26 protein-coding genes are annotated in these 24103 nt (G+C 46.7%); 13 read left to right on the top strand and 13 right to left on the bottom strand.

Annotated elements, in window-relative coordinates; all coding sequences use genetic code 11:
• Position 1: 1 nt before the first annotated feature.
• From RSA72_RS04790 to RSA72_RS04780, 3 genes are all read right to left on the bottom strand, one after another.
• The gene (locus RSA72_RS04790; protein WP_332632816.1) at positions 2 to 592 is read right to left on the bottom strand and encodes a fimbrial biogenesis chaperone; all 591 of its coding nucleotides are present in this window, start codon (positions 590 to 592) and stop codon (positions 2 to 4) included.
• Between the two features lie 445 nt (positions 593 to 1037).
• Entirely contained in the window at positions 1038 to 1529 is a 492-nt protein-coding gene (locus RSA72_RS04785; protein WP_332622475.1) for a spore coat protein U domain-containing protein, read from the bottom strand.
• A 215-nt stretch (positions 1530 to 1744) separates the two neighbouring features.
• The gene (locus tag RSA72_RS04780; protein WP_332622477.1) at positions 1745 to 2230 is read right to left on the bottom strand and encodes a hypothetical protein; all 486 of its coding nucleotides are present in this window, start codon (positions 2228 to 2230) and stop codon (positions 1745 to 1747) included.
• Positions 2231 to 2457: 227 nt separating this feature from the next.
• Between RSA72_RS04780 and RSA72_RS04775 the strand changes: the two genes are divergently transcribed.
• Together RSA72_RS04775 and RSA72_RS04770 are read left to right on the top strand one after the other, a co-directional pair.
• On the top strand, positions 2458 to 2739 hold the full coding sequence (locus RSA72_RS04775; protein ID WP_332622479.1) for a hypothetical protein: 282 nt from the start codon (positions 2458 to 2460) through the stop codon (positions 2737 to 2739).
• 349 nt (positions 2740 to 3088) lie between these two features.
• The gene (locus tag RSA72_RS04770) at positions 3089 to 3751 is read left to right on the top strand and encodes a response regulator transcription factor (protein ID WP_332622481.1); all 663 of its coding nucleotides are present in this window, start codon (positions 3089 to 3091) and stop codon (positions 3749 to 3751) included.
• A 14-nt stretch (positions 3752 to 3765) separates the two neighbouring features.
• Here RSA72_RS04770 and fabR read toward each other — a convergent pair whose 3' ends face one another.
• Positions 3766 to 4458 (bottom strand): HTH-type transcriptional repressor FabR, encoded by a 693-nt coding sequence (fabR, locus tag RSA72_RS04765; protein WP_068910902.1) that lies wholly within the window; start codon positions 4456 to 4458, stop codon positions 3766 to 3768.
• 141 nt (positions 4459 to 4599) lie between these two features.
• Between fabR and RSA72_RS04760 the strand changes: the two genes are divergently transcribed.
• The 7 genes from RSA72_RS04760 to RSA72_RS04730 all read left to right on the top strand — a co-directional run bounded on the left by RSA72_RS04760 (position 4600) and on the right by RSA72_RS04730 (position 10687).
• The gene (locus tag RSA72_RS04760) at positions 4600 to 5670 is read left to right on the top strand and encodes a ferredoxin reductase (protein WP_332632814.1); all 1071 of its coding nucleotides are present in this window, start codon (positions 4600 to 4602) and stop codon (positions 5668 to 5670) included.
• A 15-nt stretch (positions 5671 to 5685) separates the two neighbouring features.
• Positions 5686 to 6780, top strand: coding sequence for a fatty acid desaturase family protein (locus tag RSA72_RS04755; RefSeq protein WP_332622484.1), 1095 nt, complete (start codon positions 5686 to 5688; stop codon positions 6778 to 6780).
• A gap of 494 nt (positions 6781 to 7274) precedes the next feature.
• Positions 7275 to 7724 carry a type IV pilin protein gene (locus RSA72_RS04750; protein WP_332622485.1) on the top strand — a complete coding sequence of 150 codons (450 nt, stop codon included), beginning with the start codon at positions 7275 to 7277 and terminating at the stop codon, positions 7722 to 7724.
• Positions 7718 to 8170 (top strand): pilus assembly FimT family protein, encoded by a 453-nt coding sequence (locus tag RSA72_RS04745; RefSeq protein ID WP_332622486.1) that lies wholly within the window; start codon positions 7718 to 7720, stop codon positions 8168 to 8170. The genes RSA72_RS04750 and RSA72_RS04745 overlap by 7 nt, the downstream gene beginning before the upstream one ends.
• Complete coding sequence (locus tag RSA72_RS04740; protein ID WP_332622488.1) at positions 8151 to 8591, top strand: PulJ/GspJ family protein; 441 nt, start codon at positions 8151 to 8153, stop codon at positions 8589 to 8591. Before RSA72_RS04745 ends, RSA72_RS04740 begins: the two co-directional genes overlap by 20 nt.
• A 10-nt stretch (positions 8592 to 8601) precedes the next feature.
• Positions 8602 to 9276, top strand: coding sequence for a PilW family protein (locus RSA72_RS04735; protein ID WP_332622490.1), 675 nt, complete (start codon positions 8602 to 8604; stop codon positions 9274 to 9276).
• A 13-nt stretch (positions 9277 to 9289) separates the two neighbouring features.
• The gene (locus RSA72_RS04730) at positions 9290 to 10687 is read left to right on the top strand and encodes a hypothetical protein (RefSeq protein WP_332622491.1); all 1398 of its coding nucleotides are present in this window, start codon (positions 9290 to 9292) and stop codon (positions 10685 to 10687) included.
• Between the two features lie 162 nt (positions 10688 to 10849).
• On the opposite strand, the gene RSA72_RS04725 is transcribed toward RSA72_RS04730, so the two are convergent.
• Both RSA72_RS04725 and RSA72_RS04720 read right to left on the bottom strand, forming a co-directional pair.
• Entirely contained in the window at positions 10850 to 11512 is a 663-nt protein-coding gene (locus tag RSA72_RS04725) for an HAD-IB family phosphatase (protein ID WP_332622493.1), read from the bottom strand.
• The gene (locus RSA72_RS04720) at positions 11479 to 12687 is read right to left on the bottom strand and encodes a DUF1615 domain-containing protein (RefSeq protein ID WP_332622495.1); all 1209 of its coding nucleotides are present in this window, start codon (positions 12685 to 12687) and stop codon (positions 11479 to 11481) included. Before RSA72_RS04720 ends, RSA72_RS04725 begins: the two co-directional genes overlap by 34 nt.
• Before the next feature lie 477 nt (positions 12688 to 13164).
• On the opposite strand from RSA72_RS04720, the gene RSA72_RS04715 reads away from it, so the two are divergent.
• The 3 genes from RSA72_RS04715 to dusB all read left to right on the top strand — a co-directional run bounded on the left by RSA72_RS04715 (position 13165) and on the right by dusB (position 16007).
• On the top strand, positions 13165 to 13602 hold the full coding sequence (locus RSA72_RS04715) for a BLUF domain-containing protein (protein WP_332622497.1): 438 nt from the start codon (positions 13165 to 13167) through the stop codon (positions 13600 to 13602).
• 524 nt (positions 13603 to 14126) lie between these two features.
• Positions 14127 to 14426: a YcgJ family protein gene (locus tag RSA72_RS04710; RefSeq protein ID WP_332623883.1), complete on the top strand. Its 300-nt coding sequence runs from the start codon at positions 14127 to 14129 to the stop codon at positions 14424 to 14426.
• A 537-nt stretch (positions 14427 to 14963) separates the two neighbouring features.
• Positions 14964 to 16007 (top strand): tRNA dihydrouridine synthase DusB, encoded by a 1044-nt coding sequence (gene dusB, locus RSA72_RS04705; protein WP_332632812.1) that lies wholly within the window; start codon positions 14964 to 14966, stop codon positions 16005 to 16007.
• A gap of 54 nt (positions 16008 to 16061) precedes the next feature.
• On the opposite strand, the gene RSA72_RS04700 is transcribed toward dusB, so the two are convergent.
• Together RSA72_RS04700 and RSA72_RS04695 are read right to left on the bottom strand one after the other, a co-directional pair.
• Positions 16062 to 16580, bottom strand: a complete 519-nt coding sequence (locus RSA72_RS04700; RefSeq protein WP_332623884.1) for a hypothetical protein — start codon at positions 16578 to 16580, stop codon at positions 16062 to 16064.
• Positions 16581 to 16736: 156 nt separating this feature from the next.
• Positions 16737 to 17795 (bottom strand): NAD(P)H-dependent flavin oxidoreductase, encoded by a 1059-nt coding sequence (locus RSA72_RS04695; protein ID WP_332632810.1) that lies wholly within the window; start codon positions 17793 to 17795, stop codon positions 16737 to 16739.
• 232 nt (positions 17796 to 18027) lie between these two features.
• Here RSA72_RS04695 and RSA72_RS04690 point away from each other — a divergent pair, with 232 nt between their 5' ends.
• Positions 18028 to 18549, top strand: coding sequence for a hypothetical protein (locus tag RSA72_RS04690; protein ID WP_332623890.1), 522 nt, complete (start codon positions 18028 to 18030; stop codon positions 18547 to 18549).
• A 265-nt stretch (positions 18550 to 18814) separates the two neighbouring features.
• Here RSA72_RS04690 and RSA72_RS04685 read toward each other — a convergent pair whose 3' ends face one another.
• From RSA72_RS04685 to metK, 5 genes are all read right to left on the bottom strand, one after another.
• Positions 18815 to 20026 (bottom strand): YeeE/YedE family protein, encoded by a 1212-nt coding sequence (locus tag RSA72_RS04685; RefSeq protein ID WP_332623892.1) that lies wholly within the window; start codon positions 20024 to 20026, stop codon positions 18815 to 18817.
• 120 nt (positions 20027 to 20146) lie between these two features.
• Entirely contained in the window at positions 20147 to 20848 is a 702-nt protein-coding gene (locus RSA72_RS04680; RefSeq protein ID WP_332632808.1) for a VIT1/CCC1 transporter family protein, read from the bottom strand.
• A gap of 449 nt (positions 20849 to 21297) precedes the next feature.
• A complete protein-coding gene (locus RSA72_RS04675; protein ID WP_332622519.1) occupies positions 21298 to 21642 on the bottom strand; it encodes a hypothetical protein in 345 nt (114 codons plus the stop codon).
• A 211-nt stretch (positions 21643 to 21853) separates the two neighbouring features.
• Positions 21854 to 22159: a monooxygenase gene (locus tag RSA72_RS04670; protein ID WP_332622518.1), complete on the bottom strand. Its 306-nt coding sequence runs from the start codon at positions 22157 to 22159 to the stop codon at positions 21854 to 21856.
• A 121-nt stretch (positions 22160 to 22280) separates the two neighbouring features.
• The gene (gene metK, locus RSA72_RS04665) at positions 22281 to 23447 is read right to left on the bottom strand and encodes a methionine adenosyltransferase (RefSeq protein ID WP_332622517.1); all 1167 of its coding nucleotides are present in this window, start codon (positions 23445 to 23447) and stop codon (positions 22281 to 22283) included.
• Positions 23448 to 24103: the final 656 nt, after the last annotated feature.

Here is a 24103-nt window from a genome sequence, read left to right as displayed (position 1 = left end):
ATTACTCCGCTACGTCAAATTGCAGTGTTTCAGAGCCTGCTGTTTGGACAATAAGTTTAAGGTTTTTATCAGGCTTAACAGCTAGTGTATTTAAATCAAATGCAACTTGTTTATGCGGCAGTACATATTTAAGTTCTTTGGAATTAAAAATATCTTTTCCAGCCGCATCCTGCAGTTTCAAACCCGTGATTTGAAAATGGGCAGTACCTGAATTTTTTGCAAGCAGCACCGGCTGATTTTTATTATTTTTAGCCAGCTGGAAAGACATTTCAGGCTTAAAGTTTGCGCCTGCAAATAACGGAACATTAAAACTGTAAGCGTATTTTAAGCCTTTGGCTTTCTCGGCATTTGGAAGGGGGGTAAATATGATCCGCCAAGCGGCTTCTTCCTGCAGCTGCATGGACGCAATAGGCTGCTTAAACCCCATGCGGATAATGCGCTTGCTGTTCGGTTCAAGCATAAAAGAAAGCGGATTGACCATCAATTCTGTATCGGGAGTTAATACTTCATGGCCTTGATTATCCTGCGTCCAGCGGAATACATTAACTTCATAGCTTTGCGGCGGTTCTTCATTTGAAGAAATCACATTCATGGTGGTTGTGCGCTGCCCATTATCGCCAGTGATGAAAAGCTTGATTGGAAAAATAGACAAATCAGCATGTGCAGGGATGCTGACAGCCCCGATTGAAGCAATAAGCAGGCACGATAATTTGTTCAAGATAGAAGGCATTTATTTTTTTCCCTTTAAATAAATTTAAAATCAAAGCGCTTCAAAACAGCCGCTGGCCTTTTCTGGCGTATAAAATGGCCTGCGGGTAAATAAATAAGCTTGATGGCGGCATGTGATTTTTTTAACAAAATAAACCAAATATTCAGCAGCGCAGATTTAATTTATTCATGAATTCAGATGATTTATTTAAAATTAGTTCGGTTCAACGACAGGATTGCCGGCTAAAATATTTTGCAGCGGCCGCATAGCTTAAAAAATACATAAATTAAGAAACATAAAATGAATTTATGTTTCTTAATAAAATCAATTAATAGGCTATTTCAATCGTAACTTCGTCGGTGTAGTCTGCTGCAAGTAATGAGGACAGCGGAAAAACTGGGGCACTTGCCGTTAAGGTATAGGTTTCAGGCGTTGCGGACAGTCCTGCTGTAACTTTCGTGCCCGCTGCATTATTAACCGGAACATTGCGTAAAGGGCTGGATAAGCTGATTGGATACACAAGAAATGTGTTTCCCTGAGGGCCGGCATAGCGAAGATATGATGTATTTACAGCGCCGGAAGCGTTCTTGGTTTTAGCTGAAATTGTATAATCCGCATTGCAGGTGACGCTGAATGTTTCGTTCACAGGTGTGCTGTCAACAGGCAGGGATTTTGCAATGGTAGTGCCGGCTTTGGAAAGCGTACATGCGGTTGGAACAGTCAATGTATACTGTACAGTGACACTTTGTGTTGCGGCATGCGCTGCAAAAGCGCTTGCGCCAAGCAGCAAGGCGCTGGTTAGTTTGAATAGTGAATGCATATTTTAAATTTCCCAATGCTCAAAAAAATGGGCCCTGTTATAGGTGAATAAAAATATATTTATAAAATGTTAAATATAGGATTGAGTTTAGGTTTGAATGATTTTTAGGGAATAACTAAATTTAGGTATTTTGAATTCATTCGGCGCATCGTTTTATCATCAGCCTGACGGATAAAACTTAACAATCTAAAACCTTAATATTGAATGACATGGCGCTACCATTCAGCCGCGGAGAAAGTGAGGCTGGCCCTGTAAGTGCCGACTGGATATGCAGCTAAATTTTTATATTCTGAGGAGGAAAGTTCCGCATACATGGTCAGATTTTTGGTTTGGCTTGAGCTGTTGAAGTGGACGTTGAAATCTGCATAAGCATTTGCGGCGGTCATTGATGCGCCTATTACAGGATAGTTTCCATCCCAATCTCCTCCGATTCTGGAAAAGAAGCTGACCGGAATATAAACATCGGGTTTGCCGTCTAAACGGAAGGCTGAATTATTGCCTGCGGGATTAGACCATTGAAAAGAAGGGCGCACCCGATTTTTACAATTTTTAAAATCTGCAGATACACGTCCGGCTTGAGCGTAATTTAAATTGACATTTGTGACTGGCGCCGTAACGGTGCAGTTGTCAGCGTAGCTGTTAAGCGTAAACGTGCAGCTGAGTATTGCGCTTAAAAAAGCTAAATTTTTAATTTTGAGCATGTGCTGTCAGCTTTAATTTATATCATAGTAAGTGAAACTATGCTGCTGCAATGCTGTTTCAGCTATACCTAAATTTAGGTATATATAATAAATTTCCGGCCCGCATGCAAAATACTTATTTTTAGGTATGTCCATGCAAAATTAAAATGACTATAAGAATAAGAGTTAAGTATTCCATCAGGCAGTATTTAACGCTTATAAAGCATTACGATAACAAGGAAAATATTATGAATCATGCAGTTGGCGCTTGGAGTGCGAAGAAAACTCCACTGTTGGACAGTCCGGTATGGAAAACATTTGATGAAGTTTTTTCAAAGCTTCTGGGCTGTGAATATACCTTAACGGCTTATTATGAGCAGGTTGTTGCTGGAACGCATTACTGCTTTGAGGTGGAGGTTAAGCCAATTTACCCGAATGCTGTCAATGCAACCAAATGGGCTTTAGTTTTTAAACCGCTGGAAGGCGCTGCTGTATTGGAAGGCTTCTACGATACACTGCCAATCAAGTAAACTGCTTGAAGAAATACTAAAGGCTGTGCAGCTTTTAGTATTTCTGCTCCGCTGCGCTGCATAAAAACTAAGAGCTGAACAGCGGCCTGATATTTTTTGATTAAGTTTCGATTTGAAAAAGTGGCTTTTCTGGCCCAATCATTGATGCAATATGGCGGTGCGCGTGAATCCGCTTAAGCCGTTCAGTTAAATTCCCGCCTTTTGGCTTACTAAGCTGCTAAAAATCATCTAAAAAATAGCGAATGCCTAATCAATAAATCCCAAATTATAGGGATAGAAATTGTACAAAATATAGCGAAAAATATAAAAAAATATATCGGATAGTAAAATGCTGAATTTGGATTGCCCTTTGCTTAAGCCAATACTGATTCTGGAAGATGATCCAAGCGCTCAAGCGCGCATCCATAATATTCTGAAAACTTTCGGTTATCTGGATGATGATTTATTTTTTTCACAAACCATAGAAAAGGCTAAACAGATTCATGAGCAGAACACGATCGGCTTATTTTTGGTTGATTTGAATCTGCCGGATGGATGCGGCATAGAGTTTATTCAGTCCCTGCGCCAGAGGCATGAGCAAAATGTTCCAGTGATGGTTTTATCTGCATGGAACTCGATTGAGACAATTTATAAAGCTCTGACGGTCGGCGCCAGAGGCTATGTCTTAAAGGAGCGGGATGATGTTGAAGTGATGTTCGCAATCCGCACCATGCTCAAGGGCGAAGCAATTATTGATCCAGGCATTGCAAAAGAAATCTTAAAAAAGCTGCATCTGACGCAAAGACGGGCCGAAATCAGCGCGGATGCGAATATTCAGGCGAACCTGTCCAGCCGTGAACTGGAAATTCTGAACTTCATAGCCAGCGGCTTCAGCAGCCGTGAAATAAGCGAAAAAATACATATTTCACGCTTTACAGTTGATGTGCATATCAAGAAAGTTTATCAAAAACTGCAAGTCAATTCGCGCACCAAAGCTGTGCATCTGGCGAAGCAAATCGGCTTATTGAGCTAGCTGCCCTGACGCGCTTAGCGGATTCTGGCTTCATCCAAATGGCGCGCGCCTTCCAGAATCATGCGGATCATGATCATGGTTTGCTCTGCAACGGCTTTGCGTTCTTCCGGCGGCAAGTCAATAACTTTGGCGCCCATATTGAAAACCAGCTGCGTAATGCCTTTAGCGACAATGTCCGGATGCGCCAATTTGCTTTGGTTGAGCCTTTCCAGAACAATCAGGTCTTCTTTCAGTTCCTGCTGGAAAAAATTCAGCTGGCGTTCAACCGCCTGCTTGTACGATGCTGAACCGGTATAGCCTTCGCGCAGCAGCAGGCTTAAATTGCCTTCATCGACATTCAGCTGGGCAATAAACACTTCCACTGAACTGCGGATAATGCTGTTCTGCTTGGATGCCTTGAGGCGCGCTTCATGCAGGATTTTACGCAACGCCAGGCCGGAGCGCTCAATCAGCTCAATGGCCAGCTCATCAATATCTTTAAAATGGCGGTAAAAGCTGTTCGGCGCAATGCCGGCTTCACGCGCAACTTCACGCAGGCTCAAAGACGCAATGCTTTTTTGCGGGCCAATTAAATGCAGGGCTGCCTGAAACAGTTCTTCTTTTGTAATTGTAGCTTTGCGGCCGACTGTGCGGACAGCTGCTGTTTCAGGGACAGTTTGAGGTTGGAGCATGGTGCCTAGATTCGCTTTCAATGCAGACCGAGTCATATTTTTCAAGGAATTGTAAACCTTAACATATTATCGCGGAAGCTTACAGCTTTTGTCGGGTTTAGATTAAATGTACGAATATATATACAAATATATATACATGTGTATAATAATTAAAAATTGCGATGAGATGTCTCTGCTATGCATGCACTTCAAAAAACAAAACAGCCCTTCAGTTTCTTTACAGAAAGCGTGGTCGACTTGAATGCAGTAAATTTCTGGCTGCAGAAGTTCAACCCGCTGTGGTCTAGCAATCAGGCGCTGGGCAAGGTTGTACAGAAGGAAATGGCGGCTGCGGATATGGTCAGCCTGACTTTGCAGGTCAACCGGCATTTCAAATTTGGCCAGGCGGGGCAGCATCATCCGGTATTCATTACGGTTGATGGCGTGCGCTATGAACGCACCTACAGCCTGACCCAGTTGGACAGGCAGCATGTGCTGCTCAGCGCAAAAAAAGTTACTGCAGGCAAAGCCAGCACTTGGCTGGCGGAACAGGCCAAGGCGGGCGATATTATTGAGTTCGGCCTGCCTTTTGGCGAAATGGCTGTGCCGGCGCAGAATGGCCCGCTGGTGCTGCTGGCAGCCGGCAGCGGCATTACCCCGATGTTCAGCCTGTTAAAAGCCCTGAGCAAAACAGATCAAATGCGCACACAGCCTGTGCAGCTGCTGTACTGGGTTAAGCATCATGAAGACGCGGCGTTCAAAGCGCATTTTGAAAGGCTTGCGGAACTGCATGCAAATTTCACATTCAAAATTTTCTATACGCAAGGCGCTGAAGCGGATGCGCGCTTGAACGAAGCCCATGCCTCACAGATCGCAGATCTGGCCGGCAGCACCGTATATGCATGCGGACCGGCTGGCTTCGCAGCCAAAGCCGAAGAGCTGTTTGCGCAGTCCGCGCAGGCATTTCAAAGTGAAGCCTTCAGCATGAACCTTGCGCCAGTGGATGACATCGGCTTTGTGAATGTCACGCTGGCCAAATCCAATAAAGTCGTCAGCATTCCTAAAGGCCAGTCCATTTTAGTCAGCCTGGAACAGCAGAATATTAAGCCGGAACATGGCTGCCGCATGGGCATTTGCAACAAGTGCGTCTGCAAAAAAGCCGAAGGCACAACCAGAAATTTAGTGAACGGCGCACAGCATGCCGAACCGGGCAACTTGCTTAAGCTTTGTGTCAATTCAGCGCAGACTGATCTCATCATTGATTTATAAGGTAGGACAATATTCATGAACATGCCTGTAAAACTGCAATATTTTAAAAATCCAAAGAACCGCGAGCTGACTCAGGCCGATTTAGACGAACTGGCCCGCGAATTGGATGCCATCCGGCAGGAAGTTGTGGATGATATCGGTGAAAAAGACGCCAAGTACATCCGCCGTGTCTATTCAGCTGTCCGCTATTCTTCCCTGGCCGGCCGCGCGCTGCTGTTCGCAGGCTGGTTCCCGCCGGCGTGGGTGCTGGGCACAGGGTTGCTCAGCTTTGCCAAGATTATGGAAAACATGGAGCTGGGGCACAATGTCATGCATGGCCAGTACGACTGGATGAATGACCCTAAGTTCAACGGCCCAAGCTATGAGTGGGATATTGTCGGTACGGCGGATAACTGGCGCCAAACGCATAATTACAAGCACCATACCTATACCAACATTAAAGGCATGGATGATGATATCGGCTATGGCCTGGTGCGCTTATTTCCGGAGCAGCGCTGGAAGCCGGGCTTTCTGCTGCAGCCGATTTACAGCATTCCGTTCTGCCTGCTGTTCCAGTGGGGCGTGGCCATTCAGAACCTTGAAATCGGCAAAGTCTGGTTTGGGCGCAAGTCTAAGGCGGAACTGAAAAAAGAATGGATGCCATTGCAGAAAAAAATCTCTAAGCAGCTGTTTAAAGATTATGTATTTTTCCCGCTGATTGCCGGCCCGGCAGCATTGCCGGTTTTTACGGGCAATTTGGTTGCGAATGGGATCCGCAATATGTGGACATTCAGCATTATTTTCTGCGGCCATTTCACCAAGGATGTAGAAGTCTTTCCGAAAACCGTGCTGCAGAATGAAAGCCGCGGCCACTGGTATATGCGCCAGATCCGCGGTTCATCCAACTTGACCGGCTCAGAAGCCTTTCATATTTTGACTGGCCATTTAAGCCATCAGATTGAGCATCATTTGTACCCGGATGTTCCTGCGCGCCGCTACCGCAAAATGGCGCCGAAAGTGCAGGCAGTATGTGAAAAATACGGCCTGAATTATAACAACGCCAGTTTGGTGAAGCAGTACGGCAGTGTGCTGAAGCGTATTGTGAAATATGCATTCCCTTTTACGAAGTAAGCTACATTAAGTTTTTGATTTTAAAATAGACAGGAGCAATTGCCTCAGGCAGTTGCTCTTTTTTATGGCTGTCCGGCAGCGGTAAATGCCGGCTTGTTTTCTATTCGTTATTTCTTGTAAGGGAAGATTGCGCAGAAAAACTGTATTTGAGCATTTATGCCAATTAAATAATTAAGAAAGTGTGGGTTGAAAAATAATGCTTGGGCTGGCCATATTTCCGGCGTCAGCAAGGCGGCTTTTTTATTTGTGACAGCTGTTTTTTTATTCACTTGAAAATAAAAACAAATAAATTTTAAGTTTAAATAGCGGTATAAATTTCCGGAATGTGCTGAAGTTTTTTATCAGAACAGATGATTATTTTTATTAAATGATAATGCTTTCCAAATAATAATATTTTTTAATTCAGCTGCGGATGGGTGTGTTTTTTGACAACACTAATTTGATTTTTATTATGCTAGATTTTGAACAATAACAACAACTGCTTGAGCAATAATATGACTAAAAAGCAAGCAAAAATTATTAGATTTTCCAGTGCGGGGTTTACGCTGCTGGAACTCATGGTGACTGTTGTGATTATTGCGATTCTGGCAATGATCGCCATGCCGATGTATTCAGGCTATATTACCAAGTCTAAAGCCCGCAGCGCAGGAGCGGATCTGGTTGCGCTGGGCTTGGTCATTGAAAGCCTGTATCAGCGCAATCTAAGCTACCCCGTGCCTGCTGTGAATCCGACTGTTTCTACAGCAAAAACGCAGGAATATGCAAGCGCATGGCAGCCGGCGGAAACCGACACTTTTGACTATACCGCAAATGCCGCGGCCACATCCTATACGCTTACCGCAACAGGCAAAGGGCGGAATGCAGGATGCAATTTAACGCTGAGCAATAAGAACATACGAACCATTAGCGGCGGTTCAGGCTGCGGCGGATTATCGTCATGGTAAGCCTGCCGCGGGGGATCACCCTCATAGAGCTTCTGGTCACGGTCGCGCTGATTGCAATTTTGGCGATGTCCGCTTTGCCGCTGGGGCGGGCATGGGTGGCCAATGCGCAAATCACCAAAACTGAAAAGCTGTTTCTGGAAGCGTATAGCCGCGCAAGAAATGAGGCGATCCGCAACCCGAATGCCGTGAAAATTGACGGCACAGCGCCGGCTGCGGTCTTAATTGTCGACAATACTTCTAAAACCATGACGGTCAGAAATAAAGATGACAGCGCCGCTGACTCAATTGTCTTGCAGTCCGCGATTGAACCCACGGTTACGGTGACGCTCTCCACAGCGTGCAACAATAAAATTCCGCTGAATAATAATGCTTATGTGCTCACTGCAGATTGCAATGTCTACACAATAACAGCAAGTGGAGGTACAAATGCAGCAGGTGCCTTATAGAAAAATGCAGCATCGGGCGCATCAGCAGGGGATTACGCTGATCGAGGTGCTGGTTTCAATTGTAATGATGGCGATTATTGGCCTGGGCGCGGCTTATATTGCCGGCCGCACAGCGGTCATTCACCGCGATCAGAATATTCATTTATATACAGTTAACCAGTTCCGCCAGCAGCTGGAAAACACTGGGCAGTGCAGCAGCAAAGCGGTGGGAACGCATACCGTGCAGGTGGATGTTGCCGGCTCAAGCGTGCAGGCGGTCTGTTCGGTAAAAAAAGAAACGTTCAGCGTCACAGCGAGAGACGGCTCCGGCAATCAGAACAATGGGGTCGCTGCCGGAACAGTAGACGTAACTTATGCAGATATTCAGGTCAGCACAGCGGACACTTCGATTGTTCCGATAAAAGTAAAAATATCGCCTTAAGGGGGTCATTATGATTCATTCACGCTCTCAGCGGGGTATTTCGTTAATTGAAATTCTGATTGCGCTGGCCTTATCTATTCTGATTATTCTGGCGATGCTCCGCGCCTTTGTGACGACGGGCGCGGTAACCTCAGAATCTTCAGCTGGCGCCAAAGCGGACAGCAGCATGATGCTGGGCTTTATTGCTGCTGACCGCATTCTGCAAGGAATGGGATTTGGATTAAGCAGTACTTCGGCTGGGTATGGGACAAATTTTCAGGTGCTGGATAAAGACGGCAGCCCGGTTGCAATCGGTACTGCAGGCAAGTATCTGGTTTGGAAAAGCTCAGATACGCTCTGCCAGGCCTTATACAGTCATGCAAACGGCCTGTATTTATATGGGAAATCTGCAGGTTATGCATGCACGAGCTTAGCCAAGCCGGCAGATGACACAACGCCTAAAGAGCTGCTGATCGCTATTGATGGCGCTCTCCGTTCATCAGGCATTTCAAATAATTCAAACAATATTGGAAACATTGACTTAAAAGTGGAATCGGCAGCCGGATGCGTGCCTTTTGGCGCCAAAAATGGACTTGCTGAAAGCGCCAAATACCAGGCGGTGCTGACAGCGAAAGCTTATGCTGCCAGCAGCGCCAGCACAGCGAAAACCATCAGCAATGTCACCTGCCTATTTAACTTCAAATAGGGGAGAATAAGAAATGAATCATATATGCTGTAAAACGGGGGAAAATGTCAGTACGGCGGGCGCTTTAAAACAGGCCGGTTTTTCTTCCCTTCTGTTTGTTGTGCTGGTCGGGCTGTCTTTAACTGTGCTGACGGTGGGCTATATGTCGTCCATGCGCAATCTGCAGTCAACGGCTGTCACTGCGCATGCGCAGACGCAGGCGCAAATGCAGGCCATGATTGGCTATCAGGCATTGACAGAATTTCTCAAAGGGCAGCCGATTGAAAATATCAATAAAATTGAAACAGGCACCTTAACGCGCAGCGCGCTGACGATTCCATTCAGTAAAGTCAGCTGCGGCACGGGTCAATATTGCTTTGATATTACCGGCAAGAGCGGCGGGGCAAGCGCAATACTGCGGAGCAATTTTCTGATCAGTGAAAGGCTGGATAAAAAAACGCAAACCGGGTCTGTTTTTGCCGGCGGGCTGACTGTCGGCGGCAATTCATCGTTAACCGGCAATGGCGTATCGATTGCGGTAAAAGACGGCATTGTTAAAAACAATTCTGGGGCAGATATCACAAGCCAGCTGGCGGGCATTACCGTTGAAAAATATACAGCTTCAAACTTTATTAAAGCGGAAGATCTAAAAGATCAGGCGAATTATATTTTTTCCCTCAATTCATCCGGCAATCAAGTCTGTGAAAAAGCCAATTTATACGCTGCCGGCGGGGGAGTGATTGCAAAGCAAAACTTCAGCTGTTCTCAGTATAGCGGCATTACCTACAGCAGCGGCGCCTGGAATATTGACAGTTCAAAAACCCTGCCGGCCGGCGTGCTGTGGTTTAAGGAAAAAGTGATTGTCAATCTTACAACAACAGATCTGATTAATACGGTGATCAGTGTTGGAGGCATTGAAAGTAAAATTCCTTCAGGCAATAAAGGCGTCAGCTATAATGCTTATGCGCCAACTGCGTATTTTATTAAAATCCCCCTTGCTGTTATTTCAAAAATATGCGGCACTTCGGGCGCCATACCTGTGCAGTACTGCAAATCTGACGGAACCTTAAAGCCTTTAGATGAGCTGGATGATTCTCCTGCAAATATCGGCAATATCTTATTTTTAACGAATGGCCAATTGGCGCTGGATTCAGGCAACTTAGGCGGGAAAGGGAGCGGTGTTCCCAACGCAGTCAATTATTACGGCAATTTAATTGCATCGTCCGGAGCAGGCGGAACCGGTTTAGCCTCTGCAAAATTTGTCGGAACGGGCCTGATTAATATTTTCGGCAATATTGTGATTACTGGCGAAACAGATGCGACTGAATTGAATGGCAATATTAAAGTCGGATTAATCAATGCAGACGCAACCGGCTCATCCATGCCAGTCTTGGTCAAAGAGTTCCTTGCTAAAGGCATTCGCTATATGTAAAAGGGCCAGCCTAAAAGCTGGAAGCCAGCTCAGCCGCTGATTTTAATGCCAGTCAGTTCCTTAACTGACCGGCATTGCTCAGCCAAAGGGCTATGCGCAGCCGCTGACTATGCCTAAAAGCAATGACATTGTTTTCTGTAGCGGGACACTTAACCGCAGGCGCTAGTGAGAATTGGCCAATGGGCTTTCTTTCTGATAGCTGAGCTTCGGCAAATGCTGGTCAGTTCCAACCATGAAGCGGTGATCCGCCAAATCCAGCATGGCTAAGTCCTCGGCGCTGTTGCCGTAGGCATAGACCACGGCATAATCCTGCAAATTGTACCGCTGTAAGATCCGCATTTTTTTCTGTTCGCCGCTGCAGTCCGCCGTCTGATACAGCCCGGTAATCTTTTGGCCTTTAATTTCGACTTCAGAGCAGATCAGCTCAATGCCCAGCAGGCTGCAGACCGGCTTTAAATACAGGTCAACAGATGCGGAAACTAAAGCGACATCATGGCCTAAGTCCTGATGCGCTTTCAGCTGGCTCAGCAGGTGCGGATCAAGCGATGCCAGCAGCTCTTGCGCGTATTCTTCCGCAATGCGCTGCACCTGCGCGGCGTCTGAATCGCTGAACATGGCATGGTATAGCTTAGGGCGCATGGCATGGGCAGGGTACAGGTTTAAATAGTAGCCCTGAATCCACGGCAGGATTTTCAGCCCCCGCCGGACAATATGGCGCTTGGAAAGCGAATAGAAGATGAACCCTGTAAAGCTGTCTTTGGTGCACAGGGTTCCGTCAAAATCAAAAAGCGCTAAATTTTTAAATGCTTTATTTTGTTCATGCATGTCTGATAGCGTCCGTTCACTCTGCTCGCGAACCAGTTGGTATTGTAGTCCCGGCTGAGCTTCGGCCCTGAAATGACGACTTGCGGCATCATGGCGTAAAACGGTTCTTTGCCGGTTTTTTCTTTATACAGCTTGGTGACGGCGCGGTAGGTCGCCGTGTCTTCAAAGTCCTGCTCTTTTTCAGTTTTTAAGTCTGCGCGGATTTGGCGCGGGGTTAAAATCACATTATTGGCCGCGAAGACATTGGTTAATTCGCGTTCGGATTCGCTTTTGGCCGAGCGCGGCGAACCGTCTTTGCTGTACAGCAGCAAGTCGCCGTCCAAGGTCAACTCGGCTGCGGTCAAGTCATTCAGCATGCTTTGGAAGGCGGCGTTGCGGCTGGAGTACATGCCTGAATTATAATCTGCAAAGCGGTACAGCGGCTTGTCGTAGTCTGCCGGGTACATCATTAAGCGGTGAATGCCATAATACAGGCCGCCATATTGAGAATATAAATCGGTGCGGAGTTCAGCAATGTTTCCGCCTTGGCGCTTATGCTCTTTGGCATAGCCGATATGCACCTGCATGGAGCCTAAAGTGGTAATCGGATTCATTTTCTCGCCAAAATCCTGGCCGACCAATTTGGCGGCGCCAGTCAGCGCGCTGACATGATAATGCTTGGACATATAGTCAAAAATTTCGCGGTACAGCTCATCCAGCTCGCGCTCGGTTTTCACGCGGCGCATTTGGCTTAAATAGTTGTCTTTAGGGTTGGGCTGGGTTTTCAGCACTTCCTCAAAATAGCCTGCAACGGTGCCGCCAATGCCATCGCCCAGTTTTTCTTTAAATTTTTCATCTAGGCGGGTTTGGACTTCCTTGACTGCTTTTTCGCCTAAGCCGGGGACTTGAGGGTCAGCGACAAAGTTGGATTCCTGATCGACAACGGCAACAATTGAGCAGACATTTTCCTTGGTTTGCGGAATGCCAAGCTGCTCTGTAATGTCGTAAATATCCTGCGCCCAAGATGTGCGGTCATTGACGCGCCCAGGAAGTGCTTTGCGGATCTGCTCTGCATTTAAGGTCGGCTCATCATCTTTAGACCACCATGAGCCGTTTCCGCAGGCAGCTAAGCCGATTGAGACCGCTAAAACAGACATTGTTTTAACGCAAGCAGTGTAAGCAAAGTTTTTTTTCATAGTGTAGAAAGCATGTTCCGAAAATGTGAGCCGAATGAGCAGATGCAGTATACTATGGCCGCTAAAAAAGTGATGGGTTTATATGTATATCGCTGACTGCCGGCTGTCAAATAGTTTGACTGTGGCGCCGATGGCGGGCGGCTTTAAGCTATTGTAAATAGCAGGAATTGCATCCGCAGCGCATAGTGGAAAACCTAAGCTTAATGCCGCTGTGTGGGAAGCTTGAAATTATTGTTTGGAATTATTTTCAGCGCCGTTTCGCGGTCTGAGTGCCCAGCCCGCTTTGTGGTTTTTTGACAGAAAGCGCTGTTATAAAATATCAAAAAATGCAGGGATATAAATATCTCAAATGCAGTGATTCAAATCATTTATAGGAAAGATTTATTTTTTGAAGCGGTTGTTCTGTATACTAAACCAAGCGGCGCAGTTTGTTTTATAAATTATAAATAATATTTAAAGAGTTAAGGTTTTTTTATAATGACGGGATATGTAAGGCTGGCGTATATCAGCAAATTTTACCGCAATGATGACAGTTTCAAATTAGATTTAATGGATATTTTAACAACGTCAGTTAACTATAATGCCCAGCATGGAATAACCGGAATGCTGTGTTATGGAAATGGATGCTTTATTCAGTGTTTAGAAGGCAAAAAATCTGCAGTATGTGATTTGTATTTTAAGAAGATTTTAAAAGATAGCCGACACACATCCTGCCAGCTGGTTTATTTTGAGGAACCCATTGTCCGGCTGTTTGATCAGTGGGCAATGAAGTTTGCGCCGCTGAATCCCAATTTAAGAAATTTTTTTTTAGAAAATCATCAGAATGAGTTTGACCCATATCTGCTGAATTCAATCACAATCGGGCCGTTTATCAAACTGCTGTCAACGCAGCAGGGGTGGGAATATTATATTTAATCCGGCAGATGCATCGCCAGTATAGCGCGCTGTAATTTAAACCAAATTGAAAAATCAGATTATTTTAAGTGGATAAAAACATTGATAAATTTTTAAAATATAATAAAATTAACTACTAAAATATAATATTTGGTTGGGTCATGGGTGTGCGCAGTTGCGTTGTCTTAGCACTGACAGCTGTATTTTCCTTATTTGCCTGCGCATATCAGGAACGTAACAGGAAAGCTGAAGTGCAAAGAGTAGTGGCGGATGCAGAGCAGCAGTTAAAAGAGCTGCGCCGGCAATAATAGCTGCAGTATCGGAGTTTAAACGATACTTGGATTTAAAATTTAACTTGAATATAGACAATATTTATCACCGCTGGCGCCAAAAAAACCAGCGGCTGATTAAATTCGCGGGCCTGCTTAGGCTGCGTAAAATGCTTTTAATATTCATGTTAAAATAATCATTTTGAGATAAGCGCAATGAAAACCGCTCAAATTTTTTTAAGTTTAACTGCCGCCGCTTGTTTTTGCGCCAGCACTATGGCGGTGGCCAAAACTTCCGGTTCGGTTTTTTCACCTAAAAAAGGCGTAATCTGCGACGCATATATCTGCGCAGATCAAAAAGGGGTATCTAAACCATTAACAGTCAGATATTTAGGAAAATCGAAAGCAAACCGCGCGTTTTCGCAAGGCAGCTTTGATGTAACAGCATTTACTTTGTCAAATGGTGTATTTTGCGACACGAAAACTAAATTGTGCCATGCTGACCGCTATTTCGATCAGAACGGCAAGCGCAGTAAAGTTGATAAAAATATGACGGACAAGCTGTTTCAAAAATAGGGCGCTTAATGCGTCCTCGTGCATGCTTCTAACCGCCTCGGGCGGTTTTTTTACGGGTGCAATCTATCAGCCTGCAATTTCCTGCGCTGGATTGATCAGGCCGAAGCAGCAAGCACTGTGCAGCCGCTTCCGGCACTGGAATTCATGTGCTGGGGGGAAGCAAGTTTGTTCAGGCTGCAGATAAAGCAGAGCTCTCGGGGCCTTTCACAGCCCCCGTCTTTACCGCGCTAAACCGCATTATTGAAAAAACCGGCATGCTAAAGAATAGATATTTTCCGCTGAAATCTCTAAACTAGCGCCGTTATTCAGCGCTCCAGCCCATGTTCCTGCAAAATCAATACTGTTTAATAAATTCAGCTAAGCTGCGCTGTTCTGTTCGGCGGGACTGAGTTGTGCCGGATTGAGTTCAATGTCAGCTGCAGTCTGCTCAATCCGCTTATCCGCGGAAGATGGCTTGCTGAATGTATTGAAATGCCGGATAGCCCTGATGCGCTGCGGCCGCGCGCCCATTCAATGAAGTTAAACGAGGTTGAAAAATTGAGTCAAAACAATGTAATTAAAGAATTGTTTGAAAGATCAATCGATAAGAAGCTTTGGGTTGCGCCGATGGCGGGCGTAACTGACAGGCCTTTCAGAACCTTATGCAAATACTTTGGCGCAGGGCATGCAGTCAGTGAAATGATGACATCGGACAAAACTTTGCGCATGAGCAAGAAAAGCCTGTACCGCGCCAATTTTGACGGCGAGCTGGCGCCGATTTCCGCCCAGATTGCCGGCTCAGACCCACTGGAGCTGGCGGAAGCTGCCCGCTATCAGGTGGCCAATGGCGCGCAGATTGTGGACATTAATATGGGCTGCCCGGCAAAGAAAGTCTGCAGCCGGCTGGCGGGTTCAGCGCTGTTGAAAGATGAAGATCTGGTGGCGCGCATTTTAGATGCGGTGGTGGATGCGGTTGATGTGCCGGTAACGCTGAAAACCCGCTTAGGGTATTTGAATGGCCATGAAAACATCATGCGGGTTGCCAAGCGCGCAGAAGAAGCCGGCATTGCAGCTTTGGCGCTGCATGGCCGCACCCGTGAAGACATGTATTTGAATACCGCGCGCTATGCGCTGATTAAAGACGTCAAGGCGATGCTGAGCATTCCGGTGATTGCCAATGGCGATATCGACAGTCCGGAAAAGGCTAAATATGTGCTGGATTATACCGGGGCCGATGCGGTGATGATTGGGCGGGCAGCGCAAGGGCGGCCTTGGATTTTCCGTGAAATTGGCCATTATTTAAAGACCGGCGAGCATTTGGCTGCGCCCAGCATTGCAGAAGTCCAATCCGTGCTTTTGGGGCACTTGGCCGAACTGTATGAATTTTATGGCGAATACTCAGGCTGCCGCATTGCGCGCAAGCATATCGCGTGGTACAGCAAAGGCCTGCGTTCCAGCAATGAATTCCGCCAGAGCATGTATAAAGTGGAATCCACAGCAGAGCAGTTTAAAGTGGTTGAAGACTATTTCAATCATTTGCTGGCGCATGGTGAAATCATGAGTGATGTGCAGGTTGAGCAGGTCAATTTGCTGGAAAGCTAAGCCATTTTTTAGCAGAAAAGGCCAGCTTAATGGAAATTCCGGCAGCGCTATTGATTATTCATCACAGACATGTCCGCTGGGTAAAGAAATGACTGCGCCATCCAGCGCTTTATCTAAAGCAATATATTCGAATAGCCGTTGTTTGGTGTTGGTTGTCATACTCAGTATTTCTTTGACCACACGATCACCATTAGGTGATTTTCCATTGGGAATTTTCTCAAAAATACAGCTGATTGCTCTGGCTTTTTCGTTGGTTATGGCTTTGACAGCAATTTTATCTGCTTTATCAACTAACAACGATGCTTGTAGGCTTCTCGCATATTGACTGACAGCTTTTTGCCGTTCTGCAGATGGATAGGTATTTTGGATATATGCATCGATATCATCACGGATGCCATTTTTATCAGCATCAATGCCTTCTACCGTATCCGTCCTTTCAAGCTTAGGAAGCCCGCCTGAATCTTCCATTTTTGCAGTCTTCTGAGCCGGTGTCCGTGCTGCTTCATTGTTGACTGGCTCAGCAGAGTCAATCCCGCATGCTGTGAGCATGCAAATGCACAGCAAGCCAGTCATTAGTCTTCTTTTCATGGAATACCTTTAAATCATTCCTTTGGTCCGGCTTTTCTGTAATAGAGCGGGTTAGGTCTTAATTTCCACATGTTCTTCCGTATCGCCGCTTTAAATCATGCCGGCTGACAGGAAGAACAGCCATAAAATGCGCTCACAGCCTTAATGGAGCTGATGCTCAGCCATATTCATTTCCAGAACCAGCTGGTTGATTAAATCGGCGGCTTCCAGTTCACGAATTTGCGCAGCGTTGCTGCCGGCCCAAAATGCGCCAAAGCCATGATCTCCCTGCTGGGACGCCGCGGCATGCAGCTGTTTGCCCAAGTCATAGGCATAAGGGTATTCGGGAACCGGCGGACGGTCAGGAATATCCACTTGGGTATGCCAATGGTTGATCAGGCCGCGCGCAGGACGCCCTGAAATGCTGGCTGTGACTTGGGTCAGCGGCTGATTGAACAGCGCCTTGCGGTAAGCGTCATTGGCATTGGAGGTTTTGCACTGCACAAAGGCTGTGCCCAGCTGTACGGCATCGGCGCCGAGCTGCAGCATCGCTTTGGCCTGCTGGCCGGTCATAATGCCGCCGGCGGCAACAACCGGCGCGCTGCAGTGCTGTTTCAGCAGCTGCACCAGATCGGCCGTTTTTATGCCGCTGTCAAAGCTTTGATTGAAAATGCCGCGGTGGCCGCCGGCTTCAATGCCCTGAGCAATAATAATATCAATGCCGGCTGCTTCAATCGCTTGGGCTTCGGTCAAATGGGTTGCGGAAACCATACAGATAATGCCGGCATTCTTCAGCGCCTGAATCTGATGCGCATGCGGAATGCCGAAGTGGAAGCTGACTGCTTTAGGCCGGGTTTCTAAAACGACATTTAAAAAGTCATCATTGTCCAGAAAGCTCGGGTAAATGCAGCGCAGCTGTTCCGGCGGAGCGGCGCCGTATTTTGCAAATTGTGGCCGCAGGTGCTGAATCCATTGCTGCGCTGTTTGGCTATTTAAAGCGGCGCTCTGATGGCAGAAAAAATTGACTTGAAACGGCTGATCGGTTAGCGCTTGGGTTGTTAAAATCTGCTGGCGCGCGGCTTCTGCCGTGCTGGCGCCTAAGCCGAGTGAGCCCAGCGCGCCTTGGTTGGAAACTTCCGCAGCCAGTTCAGGGGTGGATACGCCAGCCATAGGCGCTAAAAAAATCGCATGTTTTATTTCAAGCTGTTCTAATAAAGTCATAAGCAAAGCTCCTTGCGTCTCCTTCACTGTGCCTAAGCCTTGGAAATTTGGCAAATAATATCCGCTATTTCGTTGTGGAATGTTCAGGCTGAGCTATGCCCGCAGGGCAAAGCTATTTCCTGCGCTGGGCTGAATGTGCGGAAGCGCGGCTTAAATGAAGAATCGCTTTCACTGCCATTTTATGCATAATACGGGGCAAGATTTACAGATATTGAAATGATTGAGTAAAGCCATGAAGCCGATTCTTGCCGCGACCATTTTATCCAGTCTACTCATCAGCGCATGTTCTGCTGAAAAACAGCAGAAAGCTGAAGTTGATCCAAAAGCCTACGCCGCCAAAGACGCGCAGGACTTGCAGCGGAGAATTGATCAGCTGAATGGCCAGCTGGCGCAGGAATTTCAGCAGTTTAAGCAGAAGGAAAGTTTGGCTTTTTCAGATCAGTCTGCGCTGGATGTGTCAAACTTGAGAACTTTGAATCTGCATCCTGTCAGCTCGACCTCATTAAAGCCGACCAAAGAAGCCTATTGCGCGATGATGAATGGCTACTTTAATGAACTGTACCGCTTAGGGCATTACAATTTAAATCTACTGCCGGCCATTACAATGAACAATGCGCCCAAAACCGGCTTAATGCAGAAGTTTGAAAATGCCGATCAATTCTATAAGTTTATTTTAGATGAGCACAGCAGCTATAAGCAGGCGCAGCAGGTCATGGGCTTTGGCTGCAATTTGCGCGGCGCATTAAGCCCTTGATTTCTGGCTTTAGAGAATAGCGCTGAATATAAACAAGCCCATCAAGAGATTAATGCTGATCAGTTAAGCGTAATTTCATTATTACTGATTGATAAATCTCCCCTAACCCCTCTTTGAAAAAGAGGGGAACACCCTTGAATTCAATGCGGTGTTGAATTCTGAAAGCTCCCTCCTTTGAAAAAGGTGAGTAGCACTGCTGCGTAAGGGGAGGATTAAAAATGCTTAACTGGCTGGTATTACATCATTTGATGGGCTTATTTTCGTCCTAGCAGCCAGTCAATTTTTCCAGCTGCGGGTGTTCGCCGGGAAAGAAAAACGGGCGCAGTTTGACGCCAATGCTGTTGCCGGCAAAGGCAAAAACCAGCCACAGCCAGCCATGCACGCTGCCGGAGGCAATGCCGCTGAAGTATGCGCCAATATTGCAGCCATAGGCCATGCGCGCGCCGTAGCCTAACAGCAGGCCGCCAATTACGGCTGCCAGCAGCGAGCGTTTGGGAATGTTGAAATTCGGCGCGAACTTGCCGGCAAGGCTGGCGGCCAGCAAGGCGCCGAGCATAATGCCGAAATTCATCACCGATGTAATATCCAGCCAAATTGATTCACTCAGGGCTTTGGCATTGGCCGGCTGCTGCCAGTAGCTCCATGAAGCGACATCCATACCGGCAAAGCTGGCTGTTTTAGCTGCCCAGACCGCCAGCGCAGATGTTACGCCCCAAGGGCGGCCTGCCAGCGCTAAAGTGGCAAAATTCAGCAGGGTGAGGATAACTCCAGCCCAAAGCAAGGGCCAAGGGCCGCGGATAAAGCGCTTCCAGCCTTGAACCTGGCTTTGCGGTTCAGCCTCTAAGCTGCCGTGGCGCCGCTTTTCAAAATACACCGTCGCCGCGGCAATCAGCGCAAACAAAATGAAATTCAGCAGCAAAGCCGGCATAACGCCAAGGCTCTGCACCACGGAAATGGGCGCTAAATGCGGCAGATTAAACCACCAGTCCAAATGTGTTGTGGCAAATAAAGAGCCGGCGCAGAAAAAGGCTAAAGTCACAATCATGCGCGCACTGCCGCCGCCAACCGTATACAGCGTGCCTGACGCGCAGCCGCCGCCCAGCTGCATGCCTATGCCGAAGATGAAAGCGCCAATCATCACCGACAGGGAAACCGGGCTGACAAAGCCTTCGACTGGATTGCCAAAGAGTTCGCCTGCGCCCAATGCCGGAAAAAACAGCAGTACAGCAAGCGCCAGCATAAGCATTTGCGCGCGCAGCCCGCGGCCGCGGCGCTCTTTAATAAAGACCCGCCAGCTTGAAGCGAAGCCAAAAGACGCATGGTACAGGGTCATGCCCAATGCGCCGCCAATAAGGAACAGCAGGGCCTGATTTAAGCCGGAAATTTGATAAGCGCCGAGCGTGCCGGCAATTAATAAGGCAAAAGCCACCCAAGCCGATCCATGTGATCGGCCGGATGGCGCAGCAATAACAGACATGGGAGAAAAATGCAAAATGAATCAGCCGGATATTGTACGCACTTTAAATATCAGGAAAACAGATAATGCTTAAATCAATAATGCGGATATCTTATTTTAAATATCAATTTATTTGATGAATTACACCGGCGCAACATCAAAAAGCGAGCCAATCCAGCTGGCAAACAGCATGGCTGCAATCCCCCAGGCGGTTACCCTGAAACTGCCTTTCAGCATGGAGGTTCCTGCAAAATAGCTGGAAATGGCGCCCAGCAGCGCCAGTGAAAGCACGCCAACGGCCATGACCGCAGCTGTGACATACTGTTCGGGACTGAGCAGTATGGAGAACATGGGCAATAGCGCGCCCAAAGAAAAGGCCGCCGCCGAAGAGCCTGCCGCCAGCAGCGGCTTGGCTGCGGTATTGTCATGAATGCCGATCTCATCTCTGGCATGCGCTTCCAGCGCATTTTTTGCCGTGAGCTGCACTGCGACCTCGTGCGCCAGCGCTGGCTGCAGCCCGCGCGCAACATAAATTTGCGTCAGCTCTTTCAATTCATTTTCCGGATTGCGCTGCAGCTCGCGGTGCTCCATGTCCAAGTCCGCTTTTTCTATATCTTCCTGTGATTTCACAGAAATGTACTCACCGGCGGCCATAGAGCTTGCGCCTGAAATCAAGCCGGCGATGCAGGTAATCAGCAGCGTCTGTGCCGAAGCGCCGCTGGCTGCCATGCCCATAATTAAGCTGGTTACTGAAATAATGCCGTCATTTGCGCCCAGCACCGCGGCTCTGAGCCAGCCCGTGCGGTGAATATAGTGATGTTCATGATGGTGTGGAAAAGACATGCTGCAGTCCCGCTGATTTAATTTTCTACATAATGGACAGGATTGAAGCAAAGTTGCAAGCGATATCATTATGATATTGCAGAAAAAAGCTCTCATGATGAGTAATGCTGATCAGTTAAGGAGTTTCAATAGAAACTCCTTAATTTTTTGGCTATTCACGGCGGAGTCTTATCGTTTTTAAATTCGATATTTGGAGCTCGTTTTGTTCTTTTGTTTCGCCAAAAGAACCAAAAGCATTTGTCATCCGCGAAACCTGTTCACTTCCTGCACTTAAATAGCCTTTTTGCAAAAACAATCCATTTCAAATGCCACGCAGGTTGCGGATGACACTTCCGCGTATCAAATAATATCTTGGGTTTCAAAAAGAAAAAGCCTGTCAATTTCTTAACTGACTGGCATTACTCATGATGAGGGCTTTTTGACTGCGGTGCAACTGCGCAGCAGTGAAATTACTGCTGGGCTTTCTCTTTTACGTCAGCTGCGCTTTTTTCAATGGCAGCCGCTGCATCTGCAGCAGCATTTTTAGTGGCTTCTTTAGCGTCATGCGCTGCAGTTTCAGTTTTTGCAGCGGCTTCATCAGCCACAGCGTCAATTTTGGCAGCAGTTTTATTCGCTGCGGCTTTCGTTTCAGACGCTGCGTGTTCAGCAGCATTTTTAATGTCATGGCTCGCTTGGCTGGCTGCATTTTCAATATGCTCGCCAGTGGTTGCGCCTGTTTCTGGGGCTTTGTCTTTGTTGCAGCCGACAAGGGCAACAGTTGCAGCTAAACCGGCAGCAGCAAGTAATTTATTCATTGGGATGTTCCTCTTTTTTGTTGTGCCCGTAGCATGGGCTGGAAGTATATTAGCTGAGAAAACAATCAACAAGCGCTCAAAAATTGTTAATTATGTGTAACTTTATGGCTTGGATGGCTATTCTAAAGTTTCATTGTTTGACGTTCCGCCTAAGGCTCTAAGGCGTAAGCGCTTCAAGCTTTGATTTAAAGCGCTTAAGAACTGCAAATAACTATAAAAAAGTGGCTTGATTAATCTGCGATAAAGGCTGATTGATTTCAAATATTCTGCTGCGGATATTTTGGATGCCAAAGCCTTCTAGCCGAGCGGCATGCATTTTCAGATACTGCTCTGCGTGAGATGCGGTGTCAAAAAGATAGATGCCGCCTGCTTCCTGCGTATCTTTATTTTCAGTCCATATCTTCCACAGCATGCCATCTTCATGATTAATGCTTTCAGCGAGCGGCTGAAAGGCTTTGGACATTTCTGTGCCGAATGGCCCTTGAGTCGGGAAATCTACCTGAAGGATTACCGCCATAATTATGCGCTCTGACAATAGGTGCAAAAATTATAGCATTGGATAGGGACGCGCAATTTTTTTATTCTAAAGATAAAAAAGCCCGCATAAATGCAGGCTTTCTATTGGAAAATCTAAAAAATTAAAGGCCAGCAGATGCTTTAAGCGCTTCAACTTTATCGGTTTTTTCCCAAGTAAATGCAGTGTCTGAACCTTCGCGGCCAAAGTGGCCATAAGCGGCGGTTTGTTTATACATTGGCTGAATCAGGTTCAGCATGCGGGTAATACCGTAAGGGCGCAGGTCAAAGTGTTCACGGACCAATTGAATAATCAGTTCATCCGAAACCTTGCCGGTGTTGAAAGTGTTGATTGAAATAGACGTCGGCTCTGCCACGCCAATTGCATAAGACACTTGAATTTCACATTTGTCCGCCAAACCGGCAGCCACAATGTTTTTCGCAACATAGCGGCCTGCGTAAGCAGCTGAACGGTCAACTTTCGATGGGTCTTTGCCGGAGAAAGCGCCGCCGCCATGGCGCGCCATGCCGCCGTAAGTATCGACGATAATTTTACGGCCTGTTAAGCCGCAGTCGCCCACAGGGCCACCAATGACAAACATCCCTGTTGGGTTGATATGGAATTTGGTGCCTGCATGGAACATTTCAGCAGGAATGATTTTCTTCACGATTTCTTCAATCACAGCTTCTTTCAGGTTCGCTTGCGAAATTTCAGCATCGTGCTGGGTTGAAAGTACAACCGCATCCAAGCGCACCGGCTTGCCGTTTTCATAAGCAAAGGTCACTTGGCTTTTTGCATCTGGACGCAGCCAAGGCAGTGAACCGCTGCGGCGCAGCTCAGCCTGCTTTTCCATTAAGCGGTGCGCATAAGAAATAGGCGCCGGCATCAATACGTCAGTTTCACGGCTGGCATAGCCAAACATGAGGCCCTGATCGCCCGCGCCCTGATCTTCAGGTTTTTGACGGTCAACACCCTGAGCAATTTCAGGCGACTGCTTGCCGATCATGTTGATGACCGCGCAGGTAGAACCGTCGAAACCGAGGTCAGTGTGGTGGTAACCAATGCCATTTACGGTATGGCGAACGATTGCTTCAAAGTCAACGTTGGCAGTTGTTGTGATTTCACCAGCAAGTACTACAGCACCTGTTTTTACAAGCGTTTCACAAGCAACCCGCGCATATGGGTCTTCTTTTAAGATTGCATCCAAAATGGCGTCACTGATTTGGTCAGCCATTTTATCCGGATGGCCTTCGCTTACAGATTCCGAAGTAAATACAGCGTACTCGCGCATAAGTCCTATCACAGTTAAATTTAAAAGACGCAGTATGTTACATCGAGTTGCTTTAAAGGACTAGCTCAAGTCGATTAAATTGGATGAATTTATTTCAATTTATTGACTTTTTATTTGATATGGGCATCTAAAAAATTGATAAACAGCCCGGATTCTTAAACTTATCTCTGGCTGCCGCGCTTTTTAAGCCGGACTGATCCAGCGTACAGCGCATGCGGCTTGCCGGTTTTTTTATACGCTAGACATTTGATTAGCATGAACTATTTTAGATAAGAAATCAGAAAATCCGGGCGGAGGCGCTTCAAGCGCTTATTTTGAGTATTTATTTCATTCATTTTTTATTATAAAAAGTGAATTTTATTCACTTTGGCGCTAAATCTGTGTAATTTCATAAAAAATTAACACATTCCTGTTTAGCTGATAGCGTTGCAAAGGCTGCATCTATTTGGCTTCAAGCAGCTGATTCAAAATTGCTTTTATACTTATAAGCCAAGCAGGGCAAAGCGTTTTGCATAAAACAGCGCGCGCGGGCAGCCGGCTGCTCAACAACTGTGCGAAAAAGGCCTGGATTGTGATTTATTAGTGAAAACTTGTTCCTTAGACTTTACCCCTTGCTGTTTTTTTAAGACAATACGCACAGCTTTGAATTTTCCTAT

The organism is Acinetobacter sp. (genome assembly GCF_036659555.1).
In the GTDB taxonomy this organism is placed as follows: Bacteria; Pseudomonadota; Gammaproteobacteria; order Pseudomonadales; family Moraxellaceae; genus Acinetobacter.
The sequence above is the reverse complement of the archived record's forward strand: the minus strand, read 5'-3'. Positions and strand labels throughout refer to the sequence as shown.